We start from the raw sequence: 15,100 nt of genomic DNA, 5'->3' as shown, positions 1-15,100 counted from the left end.
TTCAAGATCGCGCCAGCGGCAGCCGAACCTCGACAAGCAGACCGCCGGCCGCGCTATCCGCCAGGGTGACGCGGCCGCGGGCACTTTCGACAACCTCGCGCACGATTGCCAGCCCAAGCCCGCTGCCGTCCTCGGTCGAGCCGGCGATACTGTAGAAGCGCTCGAAGACATGGTCCCGTTCCTCCTCCGGGATTCCAGGTCCATTGTCGGCGACCGTAAGTACGGCCTCGTCGCCACCCGAGGCCAGCGTGACGGTGACGCTGCCACCGGAGGGCGTGTGACGCAGCGCGTTGTCAACCAGGTTCACGATCATCTCGCGCAGCATCGTACCGTCACCGACCACAGGTACCGGCCCGACTTCCTCGAGGCCGAGGTCGATATTACGGCCAATGGCCACCGGCGTATGGGTTTCCAGCACCTGGCGAGCCGCCTCGGTCAGGTCGATATGGTCGGCGCGGGGCCTTCGACTGCCCGGTTCCGCCCTCGACAGTGTCAGCAACTGTTCGGCCAGACGCGCCAGACGGCCGGAACTCGCCTGCAGCGCCACCAGCGCCTCATGGCGGGCCTCGGGACCAGTTTCCCGCAGCGCGTAGCTGGCCTGCGTCGACAGCAACGCTAGCGGCGTGCGTAGCTGGTGCGCGGCATTGGCGATGAAGCGGCGCTGCGACGCCATCTGCGCTCGCACGCGTTCCATATAGGCGTTGAGTGCATCGATCAGCGGACGGATCTCGTTCTGAGCGCCCCGTACCTCCACAGGGTCGAGGTCGTTACGGTTCGGCGAACGCACCGCGTCGCGCAGCCTTATCAGCGGTACCAGGCCTCGGTGAAGGCCAAGCAGCACGAACAGGCCCGCAATCGCCACCAGCGCCAATTGTTGTGTGAAGGCGCCGAACCAGAGCCGCCGCACCATCGCATCGTGTCCGGCAAGCGTGACGCCGACCGTGACCGATATCGGCGAGTCGTCGCCTGCGCCGACCACAGGATGGCTGAATGCCAGCATGCGCAACCGGTTGTCGCGATAGACGGGTGCGATGCCAGGGCCACCCTGTATGGCCGGCAAGTCGGGATATCCGGTCAGCAGGCGGCCGTTCGCCGTCTCGACACGATAATAGACACTGTCATGGTCGCCGGTGTCGAACATCTCGATGGCAGCGGGCGGTATCGTGGCATCGAGCACGCCGTCGGACATGGCGACCCGCTCGGCGATGGCCCGGGCCGAGCCCAGCAGCATACGGTCGGTGACGAGATCGGCAGTTGCCAACGCGCTGCGATGGCTGGTCCACAGATTGATGGTGGCAAGCCCGGCCAGCGGCAGGACCACCCAGGCCAGGAGCTGCAGGCGGAGACTGCTAGTCCTCATGACGCAAGAGATAGCCCAGGCCACGCAGCGTGACGATATGAACCCGCGAGCCTTCAAGTTTCTTGCGCAGCCGGTGTACATAGATCTCGATGGCACTGGGATCGGCGTCGGTCTCGAAATCGTAGATTGCCGCCGATAATGCTGCCTTGCTCACCGTGCGACCGGCCTTCACCATCAGTTGCTCCATCACGGCGTGTTCGCGTGGCGTCAATGCCAGCGTCTCGCCAGCCAATGAAAACAGCCGCGTGTTGGTGTCGAAGACGAGATCGCCGCAGGCAACGACTGGCGCGGTCCGGTCGTTGGCGCGCCGCAACTGGGCGCGGATTCGGGCCTCGAGTTCCTCGATCTGGAACGGCTTGGCCAGATAGTCGTCGGCGCCCTCGTTGAGGCCTTTGACCCGTCCGTCTAGGCTGGCATTGGCGGTCAGCACGATGACGGGGACGCGGTTGCCGTGCCCACGCAATGTCCGCAGAACTTCCAGGCCGCTCATGCGCGGCAAGGCAAGGTCGAGGATCACGAGGGCATGATCGCCGGCTGCCAGCGCATGTTCGACATCCTCGCCGTCATGGACGATGTCGACGACGTAGTTCGCCTGTCGCAATGTCTTGCCCAGCCAATCCGCCAGTTCACGATTGTCTTCGACCAGCAGCAGCCGCATTTTCCATCCCTGTTTCGGGCGCTGCCCATTGCGGACCTTCGCCCCTTCAACGGCCGCCGCACGGGCAATGCCCGGCCGTCGATGCGGAAATTCGTGCATCCGACAATCGATAATATCGATCCGGGCCAGACGCAAACGGCCCGTGGTCACCACTGCGCAGAGGCGTTATCCGGCCAGGGACGGGATTTTATGTTTAATAATCGAACCGAACGGTTCGTTTCTGTTGACAGACCGTGCAGCATACTGTGAACGACGGCTGGGAAAATGACTCGCTGATCGGCGACAAGATTACGTTAAAGCATTGAAATTATTTGATAAATACAATTCACTGGTAAGCCTTGCCGACATTTCAAGAACCCGATTCAGGTCGCGGCGGAACATCTTCGTGATTGGAACCAACAGCCCGGCTAACCCATTTCAGGGTGGTCCGAGCGACGCGAATTCCTCCCAAGGCACACGCCACTTGACGGACAGAATAAGGAAATACTGGAGTTACGAAAATGACCAAGATCGCACTTACCGCCGCCGCCATCCTCGTCGCCACGGGCACTGCTTTTGCCGGCAGCGACAATTATGGATCGAACAATGTCGACCAGCCTGCAGTGGCGCAGTCGTCCATTGACAATTCGACCACGGGCTCGATCCAGAAGCAGGGCGCCGACGTCCAGAAGCCGGTCACGCAGGGCAGCAACAGGGACCTTTTCGGTAACCACTGATCGCACCGCACCTGACCAATCAATCAAATATCAAATTAGGAGTACTTAAAATGACCAAGATCGCACTCACAGCCGCAGCTATCCTTGTTGCGACGGGCACCGCTTTTGCAGGCAGCGACAATTTTGGCTCTGACAATGCCAATCAGCCCGCTGTGACGCAGTCGGCTACCAGGCATTCCGGCAATTTCGACAATGCCAATATCGACAACTCGTTTACCGGCTCCATCCTGAAGCCGAACCAGGCGCAGGGCGACGCCAATGCCAACGTTCCGGCTCCGTCGGGCCAGGGCATCTGGGGTCATTGATTTCCAAACATCCTTGACCACAAAGAGCGGCGGGCATGGCCCGCCGTTCTTGTTTTTGCCCACATGATTACAAGATCGAGCGTCCACCTAGGTTTCTAGACAAGGTCCTTTGGCCTGAGGCAATGCGTCAGTTCCGCCGAACCGGGAGCGAGCGCGGACCAGTCGTGATTGATGACGAAGCGGGCCAGCGCCGCGGTCGGGAATTTCTCCGTCAATGTCTGCAAGGCCGAGGTTTTCGAACCGGGGCCGGAAAGAAGGCGGGCCAATTCCTCCAGTCCGGGATTGTGGCCAACCACGAGCAGGTTGGCCGTCGAATTGTCTGCTTGACGCAGCAGATCGAGGATATCCCCAGCCGAAGCGTCATAGAGCGCACGGAAAAATTCCGCAGGCACCTTCGCTGGTAACTCCGCCGCCACCAGTCTCCAGGTGTCGCGTGTGCGCAGGGCTGGCGACACCAGCGCCATCCTTGGCAGCCAGCCGCGGCGGGAAAGTTCGCGTCCAATCAATGGTGCTGTCTTCAGCCCGCGTCCTGAAAGCGGCCGGTCGAAATCGGTCAGGTCGGAATCATCCCAGCTCGACTTGGCATGACGCAGGAGCAGCAATTGCCTCGTTGTCGCCATCCCGGTCTCTCTGCTCAGGGCGTGATACGCGCCAGATGTTCCAGATCGGCTTCTTCGCGCAGCGGGTCGGGTGCCATCACCACGGACGTGCCGTTTTCGGCGTCGTCGGCGAAATGCGCCAAAACGGTATGGCCGCCTTCCATGCGGGCCTTGCCTTCCGCGACCAGCCCTAGCGCCAGCGGGTAAAGCCGGTGCTCCGCCTTGAGCACGCGCGCCGCCAGCGTGTCCTCATTGTCGCCGATCATCACCGGCACGGCCGCTTGTGCGATGATCGGTCCGTCATCCATATCCGGCGTCACGAAGTGCACCGTGCACCCATGGATGCGCATGCCCGCGCGCAGAGCCCTGGCGTGGGTGTCCAGCCCCTTGAAGGCGGGCAATAGGGCAGGGTGGATGTTGACCATCCGTCCCTGCCATTTTTCGACGAAGCGGCCACCCAGGATACGCATGTAGCCAGCCAGTGCCACGATCTCGGCACCGAGCGTCACAAGCGCCGCGTCTATCGCCGCGTCATGCGCGTCCTTGCTGGCATGGTCGGCTCGCGTGATTACCTTGGTCGCAATGCCGCGCGCCGCGGCGATGCCGAGGCCTGCCGCGTTTGCCCGATCGGAAATGACGCCAACGATCTCGGCTGGATAAGCGGGATCGCCGGCCGCCGCGATCAGCGCCGTCATGTTGGAGCCGCGTCCCGAGATCAGTACGACCGTGCGTTTCTTGCTCATAGGCCGATCGAGCCCCGATAGATGACGCCGGCGTCGCGGCGCGGCACGATTCGGCCGATAGGCGTCACCGTCTCACCAGCTTCCTGCAACACGGCCGCGACCTGTGCCGCTTGGCCCGACGCGACCGCGAGGATCATGCCAATGCCGCAGTTGAAGGTGCGCATCATCTCTTCCGGGGCCACGCCGCCGGTCTTCGCCAGCCACGAGAATACGGGCGCGACGTCGATGGCGCCGAGATCGAGCTCGGCCGAGAACTCCTTTGGCAACACGCGCGGGATATTTTCGGGGAACCCGCCGCCTGTGATATGGGCCAGCGCCTTGATGCCATGCGTGCCGCGGATCGCCTTGAGCAGCGACTTTACATAGATGCGCGTCGGCTCGAGGAGCGCCTCGGCCAGCGTCTGACCGTCGGCGAAAGGCGCCGGATCGCTCCAGCCAAGGCCGCTGGTCGCGACGATCCGGCGGACCAGTGAAAACCCGTTCGAATGCAGGCCGGAGGAAGCGAGGCCGAGCAGCACGTCGCCTTCGACGATGTCGTCGGTGGGCAGCAACTGGCCGCGTTCGGCCGCACCCACCGCAAAGCCGGCGAGGTCGTAGTCCTTGCCGTGGTACATGCCGGGCATTTCCGCCGTTTCGCCGCCGATCAGCGCGCAGCCCGCCTGGCGGCAGCCTTCGGCGATACCGCCGACGATCGAAGCGCCCTGATCCGGATCAAGTTTGCCGGTGGCGAAATAGTCGAGGAAGAACAGCGGTTCGGCACCCTGCACGACGATGTCGTTCACGCACATGGCGACGAGATCGATCCCGATCGTGTCGTGCTTGCCGGCATCGATGGCAATCTTCAGCTTGGTGCCGACGCCGTCATTGGCCGCGACCAGGACCGGATCGGTGAAGCCAGCCGCCTTCAGGTCGAACAGGCCACCAAAGCCGCCGATTTCGCCATCGGCGCCGGGCCGGCGCGTTGCGCGCACCAGCGGCTTGATCTTCTCGACCATCAGATTGCCGGCATCGATGTCCACGCCTGCTTCGGCGTAGGTGAGCCCGTTCTTGCCCTTGCTCATCACTCTTTCCCTGCTTTGCGGGGCTCTTCGCATGAACGCTCGCTCCTCGCAAGGATAACGGCGAAATGGCTGGCTTTTGCCCCGATAAAAACGTGGACAGCCGGGCTCTGGCCGCAGGGCCGATCAGCAGCAGCTATGTGGAAGCGAGAGAGCTCGTCCGCAACGCTTCGGTGCATCTATCTTGGCCCCGGCTCTGTTTGCTTGGTCATCATACCTTTTTTGATCGCACCGGATTTCAGCTATCCATTCAGCCTGACCCTGAGTAGCTTGCCCCTGTTTGGTGACGAGGCCGAAAACCTGGGATGCCTGTTTTGTCTGTTGGTTTTCATAGCGTTCAAGAAGGCAATGATGCCGGTCTTTGAGATAGCCGAATGAACCGAAGCATAACGCTGACCGGCAAGGATCGTCCGGAATTGTTTCGATCGACGCTGGACTCGCTCCTGTCGAACGACCTGGAAGGCTGGAACTTCGTCATCCGGGTCGAACCTGGGCCCCAAAGCCACGCCTTCGCGGAGATCGTCGCTGAACGGCTGTCAGGCCATCGCGTGGACTTCGCTGTCAACGATCGAGTCATGGGCATTCGCGACAATCCGCTGGCCACGATCTCCACCGCGTTCGCGGCGGGATCGTCACTGAACCTGTGCCTCGAGGAGGATCTTGTCCTGGCGCCGGACGCAACCCGAATGGCGCTCTGGTTCCACGCCAACCATCGGCCGCATTGGCTCTGCCTTTCCCTGTTGGCCGGTCCTTGTGCGTCCGCCGGCATGATCTCCGACCCGCGCTATCCGGAAATGCTTTTCGAGAGCCGATCGTTCAACTCGCTCGGCTTTGCCGTGCGTCGTGAAGAGTGGGCGAAGCTCATCGAGCCGGCCTGGGCTCCCAAGGCTAGGCAACGCTGGAAAGGTTTCGCGGGCTGGCGTTATCATTGGGGCTGGGACTGGTCGGTCTATGGCGTGCTGGCCATCGATCAAACGCTCAGGACCGTCCAGCCGGCCCTCGCTCGTGCAAATCATACCGGTCGGACAGGTCAGTTTTCCAATGCGCAATTTCATGATCTGGCGTTCGGTGATCTGCCGCTCGCGCAGTCTGGTGTCGAAATGTTCACGCTCATCCCGGCCGGCGAACTGCCTCGCGACATCCGGGTCCAGATGCAACTTCACACGGAGATGACGGATATGCGCCTTCATCTCGAGGCCGTGGCGCGTGAGGCGCAAGCCGGGTTTGTGCAGCGCATGAAGAGGAGACTTTTCGGCGCCAGGAGGTCAAAGCGGCCGACACTGCAGCCGGTTGGCCACCAGCTGTAGATGTCGCGGCTGCCCAAGCGGCTCTGGACGACCAGTGACCGTCCATGCGGGATTTCCGAAGCCGGCCCCCTTCGTCGTGTTCGACAGACAGAAGCGATGCGACTTTTGTTGGCAGAGCTTGGCTCCGTCTAAACGAACCTTACATTGTTGTTTGCTGTGCAGGGTCTTGACCATGGGTTCAGGCGCGGCCTATCTCGGGGCTTGGCTGAGGCGTGATCGGTAATGGTTAAGGCGGCACAACAGGTACGTGTTGACGACGGGACCGGCGATACAGCCGACGCGGCGCCATCGTCGGGCATTCATCGGCAGTTTTTTTTCTGGCTGGCCGGCGCGTTCCTGCTCGCGCTTTTTCTCTATGTTTTCAGCGCCATCCTTCTGCCTTTCGTGGCCGGCATGGTGCTTGCCTATTTCCTGGACCCGGTCGCCGACCGGCTGGAGCGGCTTGGGCTTTCCCGCCTGATGGCGACGATCGTAATCCTCATCACCTTTCTTGTCGTTCTGGTGCTGGCATTTGTGATCCTCATTCCGGTCCTTGCCACCCAGATGGCCGAATTCGCCAGCAAGCTGCCGGAATATCTGACGCGCCTGCAGACACTGCTCACCTCCTTCGACCCGAAATGGCTGGAGGACAAATTCGGCGTCAATGCAAACGGCTTGCGTGACGGACTGAGCTCGCTGTTGAGCTCCGGCTTCGGCTTTCTGTCGACAGTGTTCACATCCATCTGGAGCTCCGGCGTGGCGCTGGTCTCGGTGGTCAGCCTGTTCGTGGTCACGCCGGTGGTCGCCTTCTACATGCTGCTCGATTGGGACCGGATGGTCGCCGTGGTCGACAGCTGGGTTCCACGCGACAATGTCGAGACGGTTCGGGCCATCGCCGCGGACATCAACTCTGCGACCGCCGGTTTTGTGCGCGGTCAGGGCACGCTTTGCCTTGTGCTGGGCGCGATGTATGCCACTGGCCTGACATTGACCGGCCTGAACTTCGGCATCCTTATCGGCCTTTTTGCCGGGCTGATTTCGTTCATCCCTTATGTGGGGTCGCTGACCGGACTGGTGCTCGCGGTGGGTGTGGCCTTCGTCCAGTTCTGGCCGGACTGGACCATGGTGGTCGCCGTGGCCTGCGTGTTTTTCGTTGGCCAGTTCATCGAGGGCAACATTCTGCAGCCGAGGCTGGTGGGCAAGAGCGTCGGCCTGCATCCGGTGTGGCTGATGTTTTCGCTGTTCGCCTTTGGTGCACTGTTCGGCTTCGTCGGCCTGCTGATCGCCGTGCCGGCGTCGGCCGCCGTGGCCGTGCTGGTGCGTTTCGCCATAGCGCGCTATCTCGAATCGCCTCTCTACAAGGGCCAGGGGACCGAGCCTCCCCCGCCTTTGCGGACACGCCGCGGCAAGGGCGCGCAACCGCGCTGAGCCCGATGGCGGATCAAACCGAACAACCGCGCCAGCTGCCGCTCGATCTCGGGCACGGCATCGGCTATTCGCGCGACGAACTCGTCGTCTCCGCCACCAACGAGCAGGCGGCGGCGCTGGTCGACCGCTGGCCGGACTGGCCATCGGCTGTCGTTGTCCTGGCAGGCCCTCCCGGCTCAGGCAAGACGCATTTGGCATCGATCTGGCAGGCCCGTGCCGGTGCAGTCAAGGTTGAGGCAAAGCGCATCGGCGACTGCATCGCGAATCTCGGCGCGCGCCCGGCTTTGATCGATGATGTCGATGCAGGCCCCGTCGACGAACACGGCCTCTTTCATCTGATCAACGCAGTGCGCGGCGCCGGTTCGCAGCTCTTGCTGACGGCGCGTCGCTTTCCCTCGGCCTGGGGCGTCAGATTGCCGGATCTCGCCTCGCGGCTGAAGGCCGCGGCGACCGTCGAGATCCACGAGCCCGACGATCTCTTGCTTGCCGGCGTCATCACAAAGCTGTTCGCCGACCGCCAGGTCGAGGTCGAGCCGCACGTCGTTCAATACCTGGTCCGGCGCATCGAGCGTTCTCTGGCCACCGCCATGCGCGTCGTGGAGCGGCTGGACCGCACGGCACTCGAGCGCAAGACGCCGATCACCCGTGCGCTGGCTGCTGAAACCATCAGCGCCATGGACGAGGGGCAGGGCGAGTTCGACATGTAGTGTGCAGGACGCAGGAGCTCTTGGCTGCTGTCCCATTATGGGAAAACAGAGCTGGCATCTATCTTGCTCCAACAGCTTGCCGGCTTAACACCCGGTCCTGATTGCGTTCCAAATCAGGTGTAGGCTCGCCGGGATTGGGGCGCTTGGGGTTCTCGCCCGGCGAGCTTGCCATTAGATCCGACTACGCACCATGCCGCCGGTTCGTCGCCAACGATCCAACAGCACTCACGCCCGGCGATAGCCCGCCAGCGAATCGTCCTCTACGTCTGGCAAGTTGACGACGATATTCTCTGGAGTACGGCACGCCAGCCACCACAGTTCTTCCGTGGTGCTCATATTGGCCTCGAGATGCGGCAGGAACGGCGGAACGAACATGAAGTCGCCCGCCGAGAGTTCGACAAAGTCCTGGTAGTCCTTGCCGAAATAGACGCGGGCGTTGCCCGACAGCAGATAGGCGCCGGTTTCAGCCTCGCCATGGTGGTGTGGCAGCGAACGGAAGCCGGGTGCGTTGCTGGCCTTGCCGAACCACAGTTTCGTCGCCGACGTGTGCTGCGGCCCGACACCCGTCACCAGCGCCATGCCACCAGATTGGCTCGTCTTGTTGCTCTCTTGGCCTTTTCTGGTGATCACCGGCCGGTCGTTCTCGGTCATTCTCATCTCCCCTTCGACAAAACCAACTCTACGATTCGAGACGACGTCAACGAGCCGATTTACATCAGGGGCCAAGGCGTCGCGATTCTTGGTGGCGGCTATGTTCCCGAAATCATGGCCCGCTTCCTGAAATAAGGTCGGCGATGAACTTTGATCGGGAGCCATCCCAGCCACATTTCGCGCATCGGTCATTTTCGAACTGATGTCCGCAGGCAGGGTATCCATAGAGATGAAAGGAACATTCCGGGCACAGGCTGGCCATTGCGCAAGTGCCGATGAAGTACGTGCTGTCGCATTCATCGCAGGTCGCGGCGGGTCGATCGGTCATTTCTGGTTCCGCAGGCATTGATGGGCGCAAACATCACGCCGCCGCAGGGAGAATGCAAGCCGACAACGTGTCCGCAGGGCGAACAGTCGGATGCCCTTCAACGACGAGCCTTTTTTGGGGGAAGCAAGAAATGGTCGGAGTGGAGAGATTCGAACTCCCGACCCTCTGGTCCCAAACCAGATGCGCTACCAGCCTGCGCTACACTCCGAACGGTGTGTGCCTATTCATTTCGGTGTTGCATGGCAAGTGTAAAAAACCATCAGCCTTGCCGGGAGCCGCATTGCGCAGTAAGGACGGGCATTGGCAAGGCCTCGAAAACCGGAATCGGATTTCAGGGTCGGTGTCGATCTACAATGCCGGTCGTCAGTGGGACAACCCGGTGATTCTATTGCGGCGGTGCCGCTAGCACGTAACAATGAGGTGGCCATGTCCGCGCGCATTTTCAGCCCAGCCAAGACCGCGATGCAGTCCGGCAAGGCCAAAACCGGTCATTGGGTGCTGGAGTTCGATCCCGAGATGCGCAAGAAGATCGATCCGCTGATGGGCTACACGACGTCCGGCGACATGAGAAGCCAGATCCGGCTTTCCTTCGATACCAGGGAAGAAGCCGTGGCCTATGCCGAAAAGGAAGGGCTCGCGTTCCGTGTCGAGGAGCCGAAGGAAACCAAGCGCCGCCAGATTTCCTATGCGGAAAATTTCCGCTATGACCGCAGGATACCTTGGACGCACTGACCGGCAAGGCCGATCGGCGTCTGCATTAAGAGAATCCGCCGGCCCTTTGGCCGGCCAGCGGTCCCGTAGCTCAGCTGGATAGAGCACCGGCCTTCTAAGCCGATGGTCACAGGTTCGAATCCTGTCGGGATCGCCAACTCTCAAGATGTACGGCCCGGAGACATGGGTAACAGTCTGTACCTAAGACATGGGTGACAATCTCGTGCCGAACGGATTGTCGATTGTCTGCAAGGTCCTCTGTTCCAAGTCGATATATCCGAGATCATAGCGCATGAAGGAGACGAGCCAAATGCCGTCGTCGACTTCCTTGATGCCGAGCTTTTGTCCGGCCAGCACGTGGCTAATGTTGATCTTCTTTCTGTGCATGCAGATACGGCCGCAATTGGTGACGATGACGTCGCGGTCGTGCAAGGGATAGCTGAGGTCCGGCAGCCCCACATAGGCTCTTGAAGAGGGCGCATAGCGTTCGGCCGGTGTCTTCATGGCGAGCGCCTCGTGGGGGCGTTGTGTGTTGAATTCGGCTTTGAAGGCATCGAACGTAGCTTGCTGCTGGAGGCTGTTTGCGCTGGCTGGCCGAGTGGTTTCTGCTTTCAGGGTTCTATGCATGCGTTCATGACGTCCATTCTGCTGCGGATGACCGGGCTTGATGCGCTCGATGTCGATGCCCACTCTCAACCAGAAGACCGACAGCCTGGACAGATTGTAGAGGCCGTTAGGCGAGGCGAATGGCAGGCCGTTGTCGCTTCGGATGGCTGTGGGCAGGCCGCGTTCGCGAAACAGCCGCGCGAAGGCTTCGATGACGGGGGCTTCTTTCGTCGATTCAAGGGCTTCGCAGGCGAGCAGGTAGCGCGAGGCCTGGTCGGTGACGGTCAAAGGGTAACAATAGCGGCCGGTCCCCAGCTTGAACTCGCCCTTGAAGTCGGCGCACCAAAGATCGTTAGGCTTCACCGCCCGCGACAGTTCGGTGCCCTCGGCTTTGCAGCCCTGCCGTCGGTGGCGGCCATGGGCGACAAGACCATGACGGTCGAGCACGGCATGCACCGTGCTTTTGGCCGGAATGCGGACATCACCGTTGAGCCTGCTCACCAGAAGCTCGCGGATTTTCCTGGCGCCCCAGCGCGGCTTGTCCTTTTTGGCTGTCACGATTAAACGCTCGATCGGCTCGGGCAGCTGGTTGGCATACCGAACCGGCCGCCGGGAACGGTCGGTGAGAGCCTCAAGGCCCTCATCCCTGTAGCGATTGAATATCTTGTAGCCCGTCTTGCGTGAAATGCCGAAAGACCGGCACACATCGCTCATCGCCTCGCCATCCAAAAGACGGCCAACAAAACGAACACGTTCGTCCATTACCGAACACTCCATCCACGGCATCAACACCTCCCGCATCGCGAAAAGTGTTACCTATGTGTCCGGTACGTTCCGTCACCTATGTCTCGGGTCGCTCAAGATGTCTCGATCATTGCGACCGATAGGACATCAGTGGTCGGCGTCAGTTTCTCGCGCCATTCCCCAGCCCCGCTCGGGTTCGAGCGTGATCATTGCTGCAACTGTTTGCGCAACGTCGCGACATCGGTCGGGCTCACCCGCGGCGCGGAGTTGCCCCAGCTGTTGCGCACGTAGGTGAGAACATTCGCGACGTCCTCATCACTCAGGTTCCAGGCGTAGGACGGCATTGTCGGCGCGGTCGGCACGGCGTTGGTGGCGCCTGCGACCCCACCGGCAAGCACGACACGGATCAATGTCGTCGCGTCATCATTGTTGACCAGTGGCGCGCCCGCGAGTTTCGGAAACAGCTTTGGAATGCCTTCACCGGAGCCGATGTGGCAGGCGGCGCAGCGATCGGCGTAAATGGCGTGGCCAGCCGCCATGCCCTTGTCGTCGGCGGCGATAGCGGCTGGTACGCTGGCGCCACCGCCACCGATCGAAAGCAGGTATGTCGCGACAGCCTTGAGATCCGGGTCCGTCCAATGCTGCGATGATTTCTCGACCATTTCAGCCATCGGTCCCGACGCGATATCGAAACGGTTCGCCCCCGTTTTCAGGTACTGCACGATATCGTCGGGCGACCAGGAACCGATGCCTCTGTGGGCGTCGGCGGTGATGTCGGGCTCATACCAGTTGTCCAGTGTGCCGCCCTGGAGAAACTGTCCGTTCTTGTCGCCACCTGTCAGGCTCTTGGGCGTATGGCAGCTGCCGCAGTGGCCAAGTCCTTGAACGATATAGGCGCCACGGTTCCAATCGGATGATTTCGCGGGATCCGGCTGAAACTCGCCTTTGGTGAAATTGAGAAAATTCCAGCCGATAAGGCTCATGCGGATGTTGAAGGGGAAGGGCAGCTGATTGGGCTCGACGGGATTGTTGACAGGCTCGATCGTCCGCAGATAGGCCCAAAGCGCGGCATTGTCTTCCTTGGTAACCTTCGTATAGGCGGTGAAAGGCATGGCGCCGTAGAGATGGTATCCGCCTCGACCGAGGCCCTGCGACATCGCGCCCTGGAAATCGTCGAGCGTCCATTCGCCGATGCCGGTATCGGGATCAGGCGTGATGTTGGCGCCGACAAGATCGCCGAAAGGGGTTTTCAGGACGACGCCGCCAGCGAAGGGCTTGCCTGTCGCCGCCGTATGGCATGCCGCGCAATCGCCGAGTACCGCAAGATAGCGGCCGCGTTCGACCTGCTCGAAGGAGGCGTCGCCTGATGACTGGGCGTGAGCTGCCGAAGCCACAAGGCCCGCGGCGCCCGCAAGCAGTGCAATAAGTGTCTTCATGCCTGCACCAGGGCGCCTGGCGATTTCAGATATTGGGTGCGGATGGCGTGGGCGGCCTTGAACGAAAGCGCGCCGACGGTGCCTGTCGGGTTGTAGCCGGGGTTTTGCGGGAAGGCCGACGCGCCGACGACGAAGACGTTGGGGACATCCCAGCTTTGAAGATATTTGTTGACTGAACTTGTTTTCGGATCCGCTCCCATGACGAAGCCTCCGACCACGTGCGACGATTGATACGGGACCGTGTTCCAGTGGCCTTTGCTGGGGCTCTTGACGATCTGGCGCGGGCCCATGGCCTGAGCGATTTCGCCGACCTTGTCGGTGCAATACTGCGCCATCTTCAGATCGTTTTCCGGAAAGTCGAACGTCAGCCGCAACAGCGGTCGCCCGAGGTGGTCATTGTATGTCGGGTCCAGCGAAAGATAATTGTTGCGCGTTGTGTAGCTGGATGCCTCGCAGCCGATGGACATGTTGCTCAGATAGTTCTTGACGGTCTGCCGCTTCCATTCGGATCCCCAGCTTGGCGTGCCCGGCGGCACAGGGCGGTTGTTGATCGGTGCCGCGCCAATCGGCGTCACGCGTATGCTGCCGCCGCCGAAGAAGCCGAGCCCCGAATGGTCGAAATTGTCGTTGTTGAACTCATCGATGCCCATTCCGACCGCGCCGCCGCCGATGAATGGATTGAAGTTCTTGTCGTCGAAGAAAAGCTGGACGCCGTTAGCGGTCTGGTAGGCATAGTTGCGGCCGGTCGTGCCGGTATTGGTGTTCGGGTCGTAGGGCGTGCCGATTCCCGACAGAAGCATGAGGCGTACGTTCTCGAAGGTGAATGCCGTGACCACGACAAGCTCGGCGGGCTGCTCCCACTCCTGACCCGACGTGTCGACGAAAACGACGCCGGTCGCCCGTTTTCCGCTGGCGTCCCTGGTTATCCGCAGCACCTCGGAATTCGTGCGCGCGGTGAAGTTGGACTTTCGCACCAGCACGGGCAGGATGGTGTTGATCGCGCTGGCCTTTGAGTAGTTGGCGCAGCCATAATTGGTGCAGAAGCCGCAGAAGGTGCAGGGCCCCATCGTGACGCCGAGGGAATTGGTATAGGGCTCTGAAACCAGCGCCGAAGGCACCGGAAAAGGCTTGTAACCCATGTTGCGGGCGGTTTCGGCGAACATCGTCGGCCCATAGGGTTGCCGCAGGGGCCTGGTGGGGTATTCGTTCGAGCGCGGTCCTTCGAACGGATTTCCGCCCGGCTGGATTTCTCCTTTGAGGTTGCCTGCTTTACCGGAGAGACCGGTGATCTTGTCGAAGGCGTCATAGAAGGGTTCCATCTCCGCCCAGTCGGTGCCCCAGTCCTGAAGCACGAGTTCTTGCGGGATCGCGGCAGCGCCATATTTCTCCGTGAGATGGCTGCGAAGCCGAAATTCCTCCGGCTGGAAGCGGAAGGTGATGCCGGCCCAATGGTTGCCGGCGCCGCCCGTGCCATTGCCGGGATGGAAGGAACCCCAACTGCGCATCGGCAGTGCGGTTTGCGAGGGATTGTTGCGTGCGGTGATGGTGTTCTGCGCGGTGCGCAGCATCAGCTCCTGCCGCTGAACGTAGCGCAATTCGTCGGGCGCGGATGCCAGGTTGAAATCCGCCGCCGTATCGCGCCACGGACCTCGCTCCAGGGCAACGACGTCGAGCCCTTCATCGGTCAGTTCGTTGGCGATGATGGACCCGGCCCAGCCAAGGCCAATGATGACCACGTCGGTCGCGGGAAGTTTCGTTGCCATC

At 61.5% G+C, this 15,100-nt stretch carries 15 protein-coding genes and 2 tRNA genes; 7 read left to right on the top strand and 10 right to left on the bottom strand.

Annotated elements, in window-relative coordinates; genetic code table 11:
• Position 1 precedes the first annotated feature (1 nt).
• Together ACO07C_RS08195 and ACO07C_RS08190 are read right to left on the bottom strand one after the other, a co-directional pair.
• Entirely contained in the window at positions 2–1,360 is a 1,359-nt protein-coding gene (locus ACO07C_RS08195; protein ID WP_421913671.1) for a sensor histidine kinase, read from the bottom strand.
• A complete protein-coding gene (locus ACO07C_RS08190) occupies positions 1,350–2,018 on the bottom strand; it encodes a response regulator (RefSeq protein ID WP_421913670.1) in 669 nt (222 codons plus the stop codon). Before ACO07C_RS08190 ends, ACO07C_RS08195 begins: the two co-directional genes overlap by 11 nt.
• A gap of 500 nt (positions 2,019–2,518) precedes the next feature.
• Between ACO07C_RS08190 and ACO07C_RS08185 the strand changes: the two genes are divergently transcribed.
• Together ACO07C_RS08185 and ACO07C_RS08180 are read left to right on the top strand one after the other, a co-directional pair.
• A complete protein-coding gene (locus tag ACO07C_RS08185) occupies positions 2,519–2,734 on the top strand; it encodes a DUF680 domain-containing protein (protein WP_421913669.1) in 216 nt (71 codons plus the stop codon).
• Between the two features lie 50 nt (positions 2,735–2,784).
• The gene (locus tag ACO07C_RS08180; RefSeq protein ID WP_421913668.1) at positions 2,785–3,039 is read left to right on the top strand and encodes a DUF680 domain-containing protein; all 255 of its coding nucleotides are present in this window, start codon (positions 2,785–2,787) and stop codon (positions 3,037–3,039) included.
• Positions 3,040–3,134: 95 nt separating this feature from the next.
• Here the strand turns inward: ACO07C_RS08180 and ACO07C_RS08175 are convergent, their stop codons facing one another.
• The 3 genes from ACO07C_RS08175 to purM are packed head-to-tail and all read right to left on the bottom strand — an operon-like array spanning position 3,135 to position 5,442.
• Positions 3,135–3,659, bottom strand: a complete 525-nt coding sequence (locus ACO07C_RS08175) for a SixA phosphatase family protein (RefSeq protein WP_421913666.1) — start codon at positions 3,657–3,659, stop codon at positions 3,135–3,137.
• A 14-nt stretch (positions 3,660–3,673) separates the two neighbouring features.
• Positions 3,674–4,381 carry a phosphoribosylglycinamide formyltransferase gene (purN, locus tag ACO07C_RS08170; RefSeq protein ID WP_421913665.1) on the bottom strand — a complete coding sequence of 236 codons (708 nt, stop codon included), beginning with the start codon at positions 4,379–4,381 and terminating at the stop codon, positions 3,674–3,676.
• Positions 4,378–5,442 (bottom strand): phosphoribosylformylglycinamidine cyclo-ligase, encoded by a 1,065-nt coding sequence (purM, locus tag ACO07C_RS08165; RefSeq protein ID WP_421913664.1) that lies wholly within the window; start codon positions 5,440–5,442, stop codon positions 4,378–4,380. The genes purN and purM overlap by 4 nt, the downstream gene beginning before the upstream one ends.
• Positions 5,443–5,813: 371 nt before the next feature.
• On the opposite strand from purM, the gene ACO07C_RS08160 reads away from it, so the two are divergent.
• The 3 genes from ACO07C_RS08160 (at position 5,814) to hdaA (ending at position 8,860) form a co-directional block, all read left to right on the top strand.
• Complete coding sequence (locus ACO07C_RS08160; RefSeq protein WP_421913663.1) at positions 5,814–6,746, top strand: hypothetical protein; 933 nt, start codon at positions 5,814–5,816, stop codon at positions 6,744–6,746.
• 222 nt (positions 6,747–6,968) lie between these two features.
• A complete protein-coding gene (locus ACO07C_RS08155; RefSeq protein WP_421913662.1) occupies positions 6,969–8,153 on the top strand; it encodes an AI-2E family transporter in 1,185 nt (394 codons plus the stop codon).
• A gap of 5 nt (positions 8,154–8,158) precedes the next feature.
• The gene (gene hdaA, locus ACO07C_RS08150) at positions 8,159–8,860 is read left to right on the top strand and encodes a DnaA regulatory inactivator HdaA (RefSeq protein WP_421913661.1); all 702 of its coding nucleotides are present in this window, start codon (positions 8,159–8,161) and stop codon (positions 8,858–8,860) included.
• Positions 8,861–9,085: 225 nt separating this feature from the next.
• Here hdaA and ACO07C_RS08145 read toward each other — a convergent pair whose 3' ends face one another.
• Together ACO07C_RS08145 and ACO07C_RS08140 are read right to left on the bottom strand one after the other, a co-directional pair.
• A complete protein-coding gene (locus ACO07C_RS08145; protein WP_421913660.1) occupies positions 9,086–9,511 on the bottom strand; it encodes a cupin domain-containing protein in 426 nt (141 codons plus the stop codon).
• A 459-nt stretch (positions 9,512–9,970) separates the two neighbouring features.
• Positions 9,971–10,047, bottom strand: a tRNA-Pro gene (locus ACO07C_RS08140).
• A gap of 218 nt (positions 10,048–10,265) precedes the next feature.
• On the opposite strand from ACO07C_RS08140, the gene ACO07C_RS08135 reads away from it, so the two are divergent.
• Both ACO07C_RS08135 and ACO07C_RS08130 read left to right on the top strand, forming a co-directional pair.
• Positions 10,266–10,571, top strand: coding sequence for an ETC complex I subunit (locus tag ACO07C_RS08135; RefSeq protein WP_421913659.1), 306 nt, complete (start codon positions 10,266–10,268; stop codon positions 10,569–10,571).
• 59 nt (positions 10,572–10,630) lie between these two features.
• Positions 10,631–10,707, top strand: a tRNA-Arg gene (locus tag ACO07C_RS08130).
• A gap of 44 nt (positions 10,708–10,751) precedes the next feature.
• On the opposite strand, the gene ACO07C_RS08125 is transcribed toward ACO07C_RS08130, so the two are convergent.
• The 3 genes from ACO07C_RS08125 to ACO07C_RS08115 all read right to left on the bottom strand — a co-directional run bounded on the left by ACO07C_RS08125 (position 10,752) and on the right by ACO07C_RS08115 (position 15,099).
• A complete protein-coding gene (locus ACO07C_RS08125) occupies positions 10,752–11,942 on the bottom strand; it encodes an IS481 family transposase (RefSeq protein ID WP_421917471.1) in 1,191 nt (396 codons plus the stop codon).
• 164 nt (positions 11,943–12,106) lie between these two features.
• Complete coding sequence (locus ACO07C_RS08120; RefSeq protein WP_421913658.1) at positions 12,107–13,336, bottom strand: c-type cytochrome; 1,230 nt, start codon at positions 13,334–13,336, stop codon at positions 12,107–12,109.
• Entirely contained in the window at positions 13,333–15,099 is a 1,767-nt protein-coding gene (locus ACO07C_RS08115; protein WP_421913657.1) for a GMC family oxidoreductase, read from the bottom strand. The genes ACO07C_RS08120 and ACO07C_RS08115 overlap by 4 nt, the downstream gene beginning before the upstream one ends.
• Position 15,100 lies beyond the last annotated feature (1 nt).

It is taken from the genome of Mesorhizobium sp. (assembly GCF_965229135.1).
GTDB lineage: Bacteria > Pseudomonadota > Alphaproteobacteria > Rhizobiales > Rhizobiaceae > Mesorhizobium.
The sequence above is the reverse complement of the archived record's forward strand: the minus strand, read 5'-3'. Positions and strand labels throughout refer to the sequence as shown.

Excerpts from the sequence above, each read along its gene's own strand:
- ACO07C_RS08195 (WP_421913671.1), bottom strand. The coding sequence starts at position 1,360 with ATGAGGACTAGCAGTCTCCGCCTGCAGCTCCTGGCCTGGGTGGTCCTG.
- ACO07C_RS08190 (WP_421913670.1), bottom strand. The coding sequence starts at position 2,018 with ATGCGGCTGCTGCTGGTCGAAGACAATCGTGAACTGGCGGATTGGCTG.
- ACO07C_RS08185 (WP_421913669.1), top strand. The coding sequence starts at position 2,519 with ATGACCAAGATCGCACTTACCGCCGCCGCCATCCTCGTCGCCACGGGC.
- ACO07C_RS08180 (WP_421913668.1), top strand. The coding sequence starts at position 2,785 with ATGACCAAGATCGCACTCACAGCCGCAGCTATCCTTGTTGCGACGGGC.
- ACO07C_RS08175 (WP_421913666.1), bottom strand. The coding sequence starts at position 3,659 with ATGGCGACAACGAGGCAATTGCTGCTCCTGCGTCATGCCAAGTCGAGC.
- purN (WP_421913665.1), bottom strand. The coding sequence starts at position 4,381 with ATGAGCAAGAAACGCACGGTCGTACTGATCTCGGGACGCGGCTCCAAC.
- purM (WP_421913664.1), bottom strand. The coding sequence starts at position 5,442 with ATGAGCAAGGGCAAGAACGGGCTCACCTACGCCGAAGCAGGCGTGGAC.
- ACO07C_RS08160 (WP_421913663.1), top strand. The coding sequence starts at position 5,814 with ATGAACCGAAGCATAACGCTGACCGGCAAGGATCGTCCGGAATTGTTT.
- ACO07C_RS08155 (WP_421913662.1), top strand. The coding sequence starts at position 6,969 with ATGGTTAAGGCGGCACAACAGGTACGTGTTGACGACGGGACCGGCGAT.
- hdaA (WP_421913661.1), top strand. The coding sequence starts at position 8,159 with ATGGCGGATCAAACCGAACAACCGCGCCAGCTGCCGCTCGATCTCGGG.
- ACO07C_RS08145 (WP_421913660.1), bottom strand. The coding sequence starts at position 9,511 with ATGACCGAGAACGACCGGCCGGTGATCACCAGAAAAGGCCAAGAGAGC.
- ACO07C_RS08135 (WP_421913659.1), top strand. The coding sequence starts at position 10,266 with ATGTCCGCGCGCATTTTCAGCCCAGCCAAGACCGCGATGCAGTCCGGC.
- ACO07C_RS08125 (WP_421917471.1), bottom strand. The coding sequence starts at position 11,942 with ATGCCGTGGATGGAGTGTTCGGTAATGGACGAACGTGTTCGTTTTGTT.
- ACO07C_RS08120 (WP_421913658.1), bottom strand. The coding sequence starts at position 13,336 with ATGAAGACACTTATTGCACTGCTTGCGGGCGCCGCGGGCCTTGTGGCT.
- ACO07C_RS08115 (WP_421913657.1), bottom strand. The coding sequence starts at position 15,099 with ATGGCAACGAAACTTCCCGCGACCGACGTGGTCATCATTGGCCTTGGC.